Annotated in this window: 10 protein-coding genes and 1 pseudogene; 7 read left to right on the plus strand and 4 right to left on the minus strand. The window is 40.9% G+C overall.

What is annotated here, in order from left to right; all coding sequences use genetic code 11:
• Positions 1–132 precede the first annotated feature (132 nt).
• Both LEP1GSC060_RS18170 and LEP1GSC060_RS18175 read right to left on the minus strand, forming a co-directional pair.
• A complete protein-coding gene (locus LEP1GSC060_RS18170) occupies positions 133–1,149 on the minus strand; it encodes an LA_2486 family SGNH/GDSL-type esterase (protein ID WP_003010548.1) in 1,017 nt (338 codons plus the stop codon).
• A gap of 11 nt (positions 1,150–1,160) precedes the next feature.
• Positions 1,161–1,772 (minus strand): annotated as a pseudogene (locus tag LEP1GSC060_RS18175) (tetratricopeptide repeat protein); the annotation flags it as partial.
• A gap of 97 nt (positions 1,773–1,869) precedes the next feature.
• On the opposite strand from LEP1GSC060_RS18175, the gene xerD reads away from it, so the two are divergent.
• The 5 genes from xerD to LEP1GSC060_RS18200 all read left to right on the plus strand — a co-directional run bounded on the left by xerD (position 1,870) and on the right by LEP1GSC060_RS18200 (position 6,018).
• The gene (xerD, locus tag LEP1GSC060_RS18180) at positions 1,870–2,766 is read left to right on the plus strand and encodes a site-specific tyrosine recombinase XerD (RefSeq protein WP_003010560.1); all 897 of its coding nucleotides are present in this window, start codon (positions 1,870–1,872) and stop codon (positions 2,764–2,766) included.
• A gap of 216 nt (positions 2,767–2,982) precedes the next feature.
• Entirely contained in the window at positions 2,983–3,411 is a 429-nt protein-coding gene (locus LEP1GSC060_RS18185) for an ATP-binding protein (RefSeq protein ID WP_003010555.1), read from the plus strand.
• Entirely contained in the window at positions 3,408–3,818 is a 411-nt protein-coding gene (locus tag LEP1GSC060_RS18190) for an LA_2478/LA_2722/LA_4182 family protein (RefSeq protein WP_003010578.1), read from the plus strand. The genes LEP1GSC060_RS18185 and LEP1GSC060_RS18190 overlap by 4 nt, the downstream gene beginning before the upstream one ends.
• Before the next feature lie 89 nt (positions 3,819–3,907).
• The gene (locus tag LEP1GSC060_RS18195) at positions 3,908–4,270 is read left to right on the plus strand and encodes a TfoX/Sxy family protein (RefSeq protein ID WP_036097115.1); all 363 of its coding nucleotides are present in this window, start codon (positions 3,908–3,910) and stop codon (positions 4,268–4,270) included.
• A gap of 92 nt (positions 4,271–4,362) precedes the next feature.
• Entirely contained in the window at positions 4,363–6,018 is a 1,656-nt protein-coding gene (locus LEP1GSC060_RS18200; protein WP_003010550.1) for an AIPR family protein, read from the plus strand.
• Positions 6,019–6,021: 3 nt separating this feature from the next.
• Here the strand turns inward: LEP1GSC060_RS18200 and LEP1GSC060_RS18205 are convergent, their stop codons facing one another.
• On the minus strand, positions 6,022–7,716 hold the full coding sequence (locus tag LEP1GSC060_RS18205; RefSeq protein WP_003010596.1) for a DUF342 domain-containing protein: 1,695 nt from the start codon (positions 7,714–7,716) through the stop codon (positions 6,022–6,024).
• Positions 7,717–7,999: 283 nt separating this feature from the next.
• Between LEP1GSC060_RS18205 and LEP1GSC060_RS18210 the strand changes: the two genes are divergently transcribed.
• Entirely contained in the window at positions 8,000–8,608 is a 609-nt protein-coding gene (locus LEP1GSC060_RS18210; protein ID WP_003010602.1) for an LIC_11485 family protein, read from the plus strand.
• Complete coding sequence (locus LEP1GSC060_RS18215) at positions 8,605–9,660, plus strand: tetratricopeptide repeat protein (RefSeq protein ID WP_003010593.1); 1,056 nt, start codon at positions 8,605–8,607, stop codon at positions 9,658–9,660. The genes LEP1GSC060_RS18210 and LEP1GSC060_RS18215 overlap by 4 nt, the downstream gene beginning before the upstream one ends.
• 74 nt (positions 9,661–9,734) lie before the next feature.
• Here the strand turns inward: LEP1GSC060_RS18215 and LEP1GSC060_RS18220 are convergent, their stop codons facing one another.
• Positions 9,735–10,301 carry a hypothetical protein gene (locus LEP1GSC060_RS18220; RefSeq protein WP_003010515.1) on the minus strand — a complete coding sequence of 189 codons (567 nt, stop codon included), beginning with the start codon at positions 10,299–10,301 and terminating at the stop codon, positions 9,735–9,737.
• Between the last annotated feature and the right edge of the window lie 569 nt (positions 10,302–10,870).

Genomic DNA, 10,870 nt, shown 5'->3' on the forward strand with positions numbered 1-10,870 from the left:
TCGTTATACCGAACTACGTTATTTTAGAATATTCTAAAATACTTTTTTGAAGGGACTGCGCCTTTTTCATGGAAAACTCGTTGGAATGTTTTATCGCATTCTATTTTCAACAGAGACCTCAAAAGACGGAATTTACGGAACGGAAATTCTTTCTAATATTTTTTTTGCGATCAGTTTCGCGGAAGTTGGGTTCGGATGACCGTCGTTCTGGAGATAAAAGTCCGTTTTGTTTCGATCGTATTCCCGTATAAAATCGGGTCTTGTGTCTAAAACCGGAATTCCTTTTTGGTTTGCGATCGTGGCGACCCGATCCAGCAAAGGAGTGTAAACAAGAGGCATCGACAAGGAATGGGTTCCGTTCGGATACAAAACCACGGTCAATGGAATATTCAGTTTTTTGCAAACGTCAAAGAAGGTCCTCATTTCTTGGAAAGACGGATGATCGTCCGGATAATCGGTAAGGGTTTCCGGAATCGTTTCGGGACCGTTCTCACGGAGTTTTTTCAATCTTCCGTTTTCGTTTTGGATTTTGAAGTAATTGTAAAGGGCGCTGTATCTGGATAAAAAAACCGAACCTCGAAAGAGCCATCTACCATATGCGGAATTTCTTAAATAGAATTCTCTGTGAACGTCCTGTAAATCCGAAGGATGATAGATCCAAAAAACCGCTTTCGGTAAAATACAATCCTTCTTCGAAAAATCCTTACAAAAAATCGTTCTTTCCATTTTTCTTTGAACTCCGCCTGTGCCGAGAGAATCCACTCCTAGGTTTCGAACTTGGAATCCGGTGAGAGCCTCCTGCAATTTCCAGGCGATCGTGTCCGAATCGTTTTGTCCGAAACCGTAGGCGATCGAATCTCCCATCAACCAAACCTCGGGTTTGGCTCCCGGTATCGTCTTTTCCTCCGAGACGATTCTTTCCGCGCGTTCGTTCACCCTAACTCGGAACGTAAAACCTGCGGGATGGGGTAGGGTCGTGTCGGAATCCGGACAAAGCATGATTTCCGGAATTTCCCTTTCTTCGATGCAGTGGACTTGTTTGTCTCTCAGTTTGTAAACGAGACCGTTCGGAGGAACCATTCTCATCAGAATTTCGCCTAACGCGATGCAAACAAAAATCGAAAGAATGATTTTAGGATACAATTTCATGAAGGAGGATCGGCGTAGAGGGAAAGTTCACATTTTAAAAACAACCGTCTTGCCGGAGGTAACAGAGAAGGGATCATACTCGTTTTGTATCGATTGAATTCAGATCCGTTTTTCTTTTTTTCAAGGAGACAGTCCTTTAGAAAAATCGCATAACTTTCCATTTCTTTGTCTTTCGCTTTGGAAAATTTTTCTAGGATTCGTTTTGTTTTGTCCCTGTCTTTTTCTTGTAAATGAATTTCAAGGAGATAGAGTAAAAGGAAGGAATCTCCCGGAAGAGAAGATTCGGCTCGTTCCAGATAAAACGCGGCGGAATTGAGGGCGAGCCCGCTGTCTGCGAGAATCATTCCGAGAGTGCGGTTCGCTTCCAAATGAGTCGGATTTTTTTTCAAAACCGTTTCGTAAAGACGCATCGCTTCCGCCGTATTTCCCCTGGAAAGTGAATCTCTCGCGTCCCAAATCATTTCTTCGTCGGAGGAACAGAATACGCAGAAGAACAAAAGGAAAAAAGAGAAAAAAACATATCGGATATTTAGTCTCATAAATACAGAAGTTTTTACTCTCATCATTCGAAAAAAAGAAAACCTAGGAGGTTTTTGTCCGAGGTTTCGATTAGAATTTTCCAATAAAGCCTTTAGGCAACATAAAAAAGTTTAATTCTCCTGAGGGGAAATGTCCGAAGGATTTAGTACTTGTTAAACATTTCAGACGGGACTAAAAACAGTGACATCTTCACATAACAACCTACTTCAAAATTTCCAGGAATATCTTTCCGTAGAAAAGGGACTAAGCGATAACTCGATTTATTCCTACGGTTACGATTTGAACAAGTTTAAGAACTTTCTGGAAAAGGAACATATCGACTTCTTAAAAGTTCAGGCGAATGATATCATGCGGTTTTTGAACGAGGAAAAGGATCGAAAGATCAGTTCGAAAACGATCGCGAGAGAAGTGGTAGCGATCCGACAATTTTACAAGTTTTTAAAGGACGAAAAAAAACTCGATACGAACCCCACTGAAAAGATAGAAACTCCGGAAGTGATGCGGAGTATTCCGGATTACCTGACTCAAGATGAAATCGAGGAATTGTTCGTAGCCATACGGGAAGATAATCTCTATGAACTCAGAGACAAATGTATTTTCGAATTACTCTATTCTTCCGGCCTTAGAATTTCGGAGGCCTGCAACTTAAGATTAAGCGACATGGATTTGGATGGAATGACGCTGACCGTGGAAGGAAAGGGAGGTCGTCAAAGACTGGTTCCGTTCGGAGAAAAGTCCTTGGATATCATGAATCGTTATCTGAAACAGAGCCGTCCTTTTATTCTCAAAACGAGAAGCTGCGAATATCTATTCGTTTCCAAAAAAGGTTCTTATATCAACCGCAAGTCGGTTTGGAGACTTCTCAATCACTATATCAAAAGAACGTCCATCGCTAAAAAAGTAACCCCTCATACTCTCAGACACTCATTTGCGACTCACTTATTGGAAAATCACGCGGATTTGAAATCGGTTCAGGAACTTTTGGGCCACATCGATATTTCCACGACTCAGATTTATACGCATATGGCGAATAAAACCTTGAAAGAAGTTCATAAGAAATTTCATCCGAGAGGTTGAGTCGAATTGTAAAAATTGAAATTGCGTTTGATCTTTCAAGCCGAAAGGATCGTGTTGCGGGTCGCTCCCATAAACTCGACTAACGTGCCTCGCGGGTTGAGTCGTTTTTATTTAAGGTGGGTTAGGATTTATCTTTTTTACTTGCCTGGGATTTATCGTCGGATCGAAGTAAGAGGATGTGATTTTCTAGATTACAAAAATTGAATTGAACTCGAAATGGATTCCGGAAAAAAGAAAAGTTTAGAAAACCTGTTTCGATTACAGATCCCTTCTCATCCACGTTATTTGTCCATTGTTCGAAGTTTGATCTATAATCTGGCGTTCGAGAACGGATTTACCGCAGGCGATTCCGCCGATCTAAAACTTGCAGTCGGAGAATGTCTCCTCAACGTCATCAAACATTCCTACGGCGGCAAAAAAAATTTACCGATTTTCATAGAAATCAATCTTTTTGACAATCGTATGGAAATTCGAATTCGTGATTTCGGAAGTCAGAAAAATCTTTCCGAAATCAGAGGATATGAGCCGAATGATTATCGGGAGGAAGGAATCGGTCTTTATCTCGTGAAAAAACTCACGGATCATTTTTATCTGGATCAATCCCTACCGGAAGGAAACAGACTGATTCTTACTAAACTAAAATGAATTCGTTGCAGCGATCTATATTCTGTTTTTTTATATTAGCTTTTTCGATTATTTTTGTTTTTACCTGTAAAAAAGGTCCTTCCATTTCCAAAGAAGAAGTTCAAAAACTCAGTAAGGATTATTTCACCCGCCTTTGTACGAAAACGGCCGAATGCGCGAGTCGTTATCTGGAAACCTTACCCGCTTCCGAAAAGTCTTCGGAGAACACAGCGTATTCCGTGGATCAGTGTATGGAAGAACAGAAGGATCAGAACATTCTGCCCGACGAATACGAAAAAGTCACGGACGCGCAGATTGCCAAAGTGAAAGTCTGCATGGAGGATCTTCTCAAAGTTCCTTGTGAGGAAATGGAGGGCGGGGGGATTTCTTCCTGTCAGGAACTGTTTCAGCCGTCGAAAGACGAATAGAGTATATTCAATTTTCAGAATGATTCAGGGCGCGATTTAACGAACCTAATTTTTGTTAGGCGGATCTTGGTAAGAACAGGAGAAGCAAAATGTCTTCAGATTCAAGTTTCGTAGATTTTATTGTAGATCAAATGGAGAATGCAGGGCACATCACATCCAAAAAGATGTTCGGAGAATATGCGATTTATTGCGGCGGTAAAATTGTAGCCCTGATTTGTGATAATCGCCTTTTTGTTAAACCGACCGAGGGTGGTAGGAAATGGATCGGAAACGTACAGGAAGCGCCAGCCTATCCGGGTGCAAAACCGAGTTTTTTGATTCCGGATCAATTTGAAAACAAAGAATGGATCAGCGCTTTGATCAAAATTACCGCTGAGGAACTTCCCGAACCAAAACCAAAAAGTAAACCTAAGAAAAAAAGCGTATCGTCGCGGAAAAAAAATAAGAATTAATGTAAAAGGGAGTTTTGTAGGCGATATATGTTGCTTGATTGAAAAAATTCGAAAGAAGATGAATTTGGTAGGAATCGTAAAGGTAATTTTCTATGGATATAAATAAACATATCGTCGAACAACGGCTGAAAAAAATCACTCAGGATTATCCTCATTGGTTTGAAAAAATAGTTCAAGAAAAACTGAAAATTTCTCAGGCATTTACAATTTTATCCACTTCGACTTATCTTGGAATTGAATTGGAAGAAGCCAATAATTTATTAACGGATGGCGGAAATGATGCAGGGGTAGATTCGATATACATAGACGATATAAATGATATAGAATTCTCAGTCACTGTTTTTCAATCTAAGTATGTTTCCGATTTAGAAAAAGATTCTAATTTCCCAGCGACTGCGATTCAGAAATTAATTAGCGCAGTTGGATCCATATTTGATCCTTCAAAACCAATCTTAATGAATGACGATTTAAAACCTCGGGTTCAAGAAATTAGATCCTTAGTCGCCGACGGATACATACCTTTAGTAAAATGTGTATGCACCAATAATGGATTGTCTTGGACTCAGGAGGGGGATAACCATATTCGTAATTCCGGATTTCCAACGAATCAAGTTCAATTTGAACATTTTAACCATAATGACATTATTGAATTCTTACAAAATAAGAAGGGTGTTAAAGCGTCTTTGCATTTTTCAGGGAAGAGCGTTGTAGGCGATTTTAATTATAAGAGAGTCTTGATAGGAAAAGTAAATGTTTTGGAATTTGCAAATCTTTTCCAAATGTACGGAGATTCGCTTTTGGAACGTAATATTAGAAGATACTTGGGGTTGAATAAAAACAGAGTCAATGAATCTATAAAAGAAACCTTAATTGGAAACAAAAAAGAGAACTTTTATTTTTATAATAACGGGGTTACGATTGTTTGCAGTAAATTTTCATACAATGCATTGCAAGGTGACGACTGGAATGTTAGTGTTGAGGATATGCAGATCATCAACGGGGGGCAGTCATGTAAAACAATTCAAAATACTATAAAAGAAAACCCAAATCTTGATTATTCTCAGGTTTTTATTTTAGTTCGATTATATGAACTTTCCGGGCAGGATATCGATGAGTTAATTAATGATATCACGATTGCAACGAATAGTCAGAATCCGGTGGATTTAAGAGATTTAAGAGCCAATGACGCTGTTCAAAAAAAATTAGAATTTGATTTTAAAGAATTAGGTTATAATTATAAAAGAAAAAAGGAAACGGTAAGTTCGATTGATACGATTCCTTCTTCAGTTGTAGCTGAATCGGTTTTTTCGATTTGGAGAAAGAGGCCGCACCAGGCAAAATTTAAGAGAACCGAACTGTTTGGGAAATTTTATGATGATATTTTCATGAATCTTAATTCTGCACAAGCTGTTATTGCAGTTTTAGTTTATCGTTATTGTGATAGTCAGAGAAAGCGAATCGATCTATACACAAAACACCCTCATTTGCCTTATAGCAATTATTTTTTAGGAATGATGATGGGAACTGCAATTTTAGAAAAATTTAATATTTCTTTGAAAGATATTACGCATAAAAATTTTGAAACGATTAAACTTTTTTTTGAAACGAATAGAGATCGATTATATTTGGATGCGATGGCGAAATTAGAAAACGCGCTACAGAATTTGTTTCCAAGTGGATTGGATAATATAGATCCAAGGAGGTTGTCTGCAATATTCAGGAGAGGGGATTTGCTGGATTACTTATAACTTTTAATTCTCTTCTTGTAATATTCCCAATCGTTTGGGCCTTACTTTTGTGATTTGGGGATTTCCGTCGTTTCCTAAAAATACAAAGGACGGTCCCGGAATTTCTTTCAGACGGACTTTGAAGTTTTTACCCTTGCCCGGATAGATATCGACTCCCGGAAAAATTTCGTGTTCCACTTCCACATAAGAATCCTTGTCCGGTTCAAATCCCATAATTACGGATTGTTCCTGCCCTAAAAGGTTGTTTAAAATTCCTGAATATTTCTGTTTGATCGAGGAGAGTTTGGGAATACTTTCCTTTTCCTCGGCTGTGAGTTGTCTTCTTTGAGAATCTTCGTTTAATTTTACGAGACTCAGTTCCACTTTTTTTAAAATGTCCTGATTTTTTTGAACTTCGGACCGTAACTTTTCCAAGTCTTCTAAAAGTTCGGGACGGATTCCGACTGAGACCGACGTTTTGGTTTCGGCGATTGCACCTAACTTAGTGCAGATGACGGATTTACCGGCGACACAACTTCCACCGATCAATTCTCCTCTTCCTCCTCGAATTACCACCGATTCTCCGGCGACAAGTTCCGAGTGCATCGAGGCTTCTTCTATAAAGATCGCGTTTTTTGCGATCAGTTTTCCTTGTTCCACAAAACGTGTATAGATGTCGGCTCCGGATTCGATGAGGCCCCCGTTTCTTCCCATAAATCCGCCGGATAAAACGACGTCTCCTCCGGCTTTGAGAAAAACTTTTCCAACTGATTTTTTAACGATGATGGAACCTTCCGTTTCTAAGGTAAAACCGTCCGCGATCGAACCTTCTACGATGATGGTTCCCGGAAAATTAACGTTTCCCGTGGAAAAATCCACGTTCTCCAAATGACAGATTTCATCGACTCGAATCGTTCCTTGGCGATCCAGGATCGGTCTTCCGTCGATCAGAGAATGAACCGAAGTTCCTTCCGATGATAGTCTAACGTTGGCTCCGAGTTTCCACTCCGCTTCCTTTCCCGAATCATAAGGGAGAATTTCTCCCAACACGTTTTTTCCTTCCTTACCGGGTAGGGGAGAAGTTTTTTCCGCAAGTTTTTGGTCCTTGGCAACACTTTGTATAATTTGAATATTCTTAAAATCTACTCTACCGAACTCGTCTTCTTCCAGATTGGGAGCCGCGGGATGAATGAATAAAATCCGTATGTCCCCGTTCTTTCCGGGAACGGGAGGAACACCTTCCGCGATTAGGATTTTTTTCCCGTATTCCGGTTCCTCGGAAAGCTGATGGACGGTTTCGTTTCGAATTCCGAATTGAATTCCTCTTTGAAAAATCGATTCTTGAATCTGTTCGGAGCTTAAGATTCTACCGCCGTATTTGGGAGGAAAAAAAATGAGATAAGCCTTCATACGTTCTTCGGAGATCTCGATTTCTATGCGGGAGCTTTCGGGTTTGCCGGGCCATTTTCCGATGAGATGCGAAAGTCCGTCGGATTTCAGGACGAGATCCTTCACTACCGTGGGAGAGGTTTCCGAGATTTGAAAGAGTTCGATTCTCCTGAGGATCTCTTTGGAATCGACCGGTTTCCCTTTTTTACCTGCTGGAAAAACGGAAAGATAGGCAAGCCCGTCCTCGTTTTCTATTTTAAAGAATCCGTTTTCGTTTTCTTCCAGATCCTTTAAGAGAGAATCTGTGAAATTCTTAAGGGAGTCGCTCATTCGGGGTTTCAGTGTAGAAATCATTCTCCCTTTTACAATCGAAATCTCCGGAAAAAACTTGAATGTTTGGAAAGAATTTTCAGCAGAGTTGTACGATTTTACGCGAGTTCTATATAAGATCTGATTTCTGAAATCTATCCACTAGAACGTCCGAACGAGAAAAACGAGGATCAAAAAAAACCGATCGAGAATTTTCTCTCTGTCGGTAGAATTGGGAAAACAACCGAAATTAAAGATAGATTAGAAACCTGGTTCCGAATAGGATGAATGGGAAAATAAAACGATGGATCTCAATGTAAAAGATAAACTTCAGTCAGGATTTTCCTCGATCGACAGCCTATCCCGCAATTTGCCGCCTCAGGTTCAGAAAACGCTTTTATATACCGGAATCTCTTTGGCCGCGTTGGGAGTTTCCTTGGCGGTTCTCATCGGGATTCAAAGAGGAAAGGAAGGAGCGGCGTACGACGATCAGGCGAAAGAATTGGATCGTAAGGCATTGTTTTTGGAAGACATAGAGCGAAATTATAATCGCAAACGAAGATCGATTCGTTTCAGCGACCCGGATCTTTCCCTAACGGGAGAATCGTCCCAACTTGAAATCGATCGTTACGAGAGAGAAAAACCTAAGAGCGGACTTTTACCGGAATCGAACCTCCCCGAAGGAAAAGATCCTTTGCGGGATGGGAGAAGGGAAGGAGTCGGAACTCCGAAACTTCCGACCGAATCGGACACACTACCGGACGAAGATCGGAGAAAAACACCCGAAGCAAATCGGAATCCGGACGATCCCGGAATGATTTCATCGGAGCGGGGAAATGGAAATTCATCCGACAAAGATCGTCCGAGTTTGGCGAAACCGCCTAAAAGTAAAAGCGCCCTCGAACCTCGATGAAACTTTCGATTTTCCAGATCCTACCGATCTTTTTTATTTTGGTCATCACGAGTTCCTTGTTTGCGGACATGCCCCTTCCTTTTCCGGAAGAATCGGGTGTTTCTGAAATTGAAAGTAATACGACCGACTTATCCCGGAAAAAAAATTTCAAAATCGTAAAACCGGACGAAACAAAAACGGACGGGCCGGAATCGAAAGACATTTCTACGGAGGCTTCCACGTTTTCAAAGAAGGATTCTTTGACCCAGGACTTATCTTCCGAAGAACCTTCAAACAAGGATTCCTTACCGATGGACGGCTCAAAGACGACTAACGTTTCTTCTTCCGAAACTTCGCAATCCTTACAAAATCCGTCCGGCGATCCCGACGCAAAACTTCCGGCAAAAACGCTTCTTCCGAATACGTCAAAAACAAGTCTGAAAAAAAAGAAGGACAAAAAAAAAGAGGATCCGTCCGAAAGCGGATATAAAAAGGGACTTTTACGTCTGAGAGAAAATCAGAGAAACAACGCAAAAAGCGAATTCAACCAATCTTCCGGACAAGGAAAATCGGCGAACGCGTCCCGGTTGGAAGACGCAAGATTGACTGCAGAAAATTCGAACGACACGAATTCGATCACGGAGCAGATCGATTCCGAAGATGAAAAATGGAAGGCCGTTTTCGAGGTCGCTCGCGTTCTACGAGGAAACGGAAAAACTTCGGAAGCGGAAACACAGTATCTCAAAATCATTACGGAGGCTCCTGAGAACTTCCAATCGATTTCCCTTCTTTCTTTGGGAGAGATGCTTTCGTCTACGGATCGAAAAGATTCCGCAAAAAGATATCTTTTGCAACTCGTAAAACTTTTGCGGAAAAAACCGGAACTCGATCCCCGAAAGGATCAGTTGGAAAAGGCCGTAACTTTGATCGCGAGAATCTACGGGGATCAGGGAAAATACGAGGAAGCGGAGAATTGGGCCAAAACGTATTTAAACCGGCTGAATCCGGGAGCTTCGGAAGATTCTCCCTTTGTCAAAGAACTCGGAAGAATTTTGAAACGTAGGTATTATTAACGTGAGTTCCAACCCCTTACTTCGTCCGGAAACGAAGTTTCAAAAGGTTGTAGGTCATCTTTGAGATAACTTCTTCAAAAATCGGGATAAATCCATACTGCAACGAAAGGGGACTCAATGGAACCGGTCCAAACGTTATACTTTCTGCTTTCAAAGCTTTCTTTTACTTCATAAAAACATTTGATTTTAACAGGATCGTTTTTTGGATTCGATCGATTCCATTCGCGGGGTTTCGGCCAGGTCTTTACGTCGAAGTTTACATTCAAGATTACGAATTCGTTCGGCTTGATGCTCCAGTAATCGGGAAAGTTTTTATTCCATTCCCGATCTTTCGTTTTGTATATCCTTAAACTTTCCCGATTCGTTTGTATTTGAAAAGAAAGATTATGAAAACCCCAGCTATTCCAATCCTTCCAAATTCGGACTTCCTGATCGGAAACGTTTTTTACTAAAACATGAAAGGTGATTTGATCGCTCGATTCATAAAGTAGGAGTCTTTTTTCATTGTCGTTTCCAGGTATTACGACCGAAACTTCCAAGGAATTTTTTTGGGTCGCAAAAAGTCCTTTCCACTTTAAAAAAAAGATTCCCAAACAAATCAAAACAGTCGCGAACAGAAGTAGGAAGGTTTTGTTTTTCATTCTAGAATCCTTAAAATTAACGTGAGTTCGATATAACAAATGCGAAAGCGATTATATATTTCGACCTATCTCACGACTCATAGGGAGTGAGATTGAGTTTAGGAAAGCTCTGCGTTGAGTTACTCGAACGACTTGGGTAACTAAAGTGGCACTGCTCCCTAAGGGTCGCAGCACCAGGGAGAAATATTGAGTTTAATTCCGAAGGAATTGGAACATTATGTTGCGACCGCAGGCAGCAACACTTTAGTTCAAGCGAACAACTCAGCGTCTCGCTTCTACGGTCGCTCGGGAAACTCAAAACGTTGCTGCCCGCTGTCGCAACGTTAGGTCGCGAGCCCATTTTAGCTATGAAATTCGCGAGCTGCGGAGCGACCCGGGAAACTCAGTGAACGCCTTCCTATGGGTCGGCGTTCAGGGAGCGAACGCACTCGAGTTTCTTATTCGCCCAAGATTTCAACCGTCGAACTCACGTTAAAATTATATCGTAACGGATTCGGGCAGGTATTTCATCCGAAACTTCGAGAAAGTCTAAAAAATCCTACAATCATGATTCTCGTAAATTCTTATAA

Origin of the sequence: Leptospira weilii serovar Ranarum str. ICFT (assembly GCF_000332415.1) — a bacterium.
GTDB lineage: Bacteria > Spirochaetota > Leptospiria > Leptospirales > Leptospiraceae > Leptospira > Leptospira weilii_A.

Bases quoted from the DNA above. Each gene is read 5' to 3' on its own strand.
- LEP1GSC060_RS18215 (WP_003010593.1), top strand. From the start codon at position 8,605: ATGAAACTTTCGATTTTCCAGATCCTACCGATCTTTTTTATTTTGGTC.
- LEP1GSC060_RS18190 (WP_003010578.1), top strand. From the start codon at position 3,408: ATGAATTCGTTGCAGCGATCTATATTCTGTTTTTTTATATTAGCTTTT.
- LEP1GSC060_RS18185 (WP_003010555.1), top strand. From the start codon at position 2,983: ATGGATTCCGGAAAAAAGAAAAGTTTAGAAAACCTGTTTCGATTACAG.
- LEP1GSC060_RS18195 (WP_036097115.1), top strand. From the start codon at position 3,908: ATGTCTTCAGATTCAAGTTTCGTAGATTTTATTGTAGATCAAATGGAG.
- LEP1GSC060_RS18210 (WP_003010602.1), top strand. From the start codon at position 8,000: ATGGATCTCAATGTAAAAGATAAACTTCAGTCAGGATTTTCCTCGATC.
- LEP1GSC060_RS18200 (WP_003010550.1), top strand. From the start codon at position 4,363: ATGGATATAAATAAACATATCGTCGAACAACGGCTGAAAAAAATCACT.
- LEP1GSC060_RS18170 (WP_003010548.1), bottom strand. From the start codon at position 1,149: ATGAAATTGTATCCTAAAATCATTCTTTCGATTTTTGTTTGCATCGCG.
- LEP1GSC060_RS18205 (WP_003010596.1), bottom strand. From the start codon at position 7,716: ATGAGCGACTCCCTTAAGAATTTCACAGATTCTCTCTTAAAGGATCTG.
- LEP1GSC060_RS18220 (WP_003010515.1), bottom strand. From the start codon at position 10,301: ATGAAAAACAAAACCTTCCTACTTCTGTTCGCGACTGTTTTGATTTGT.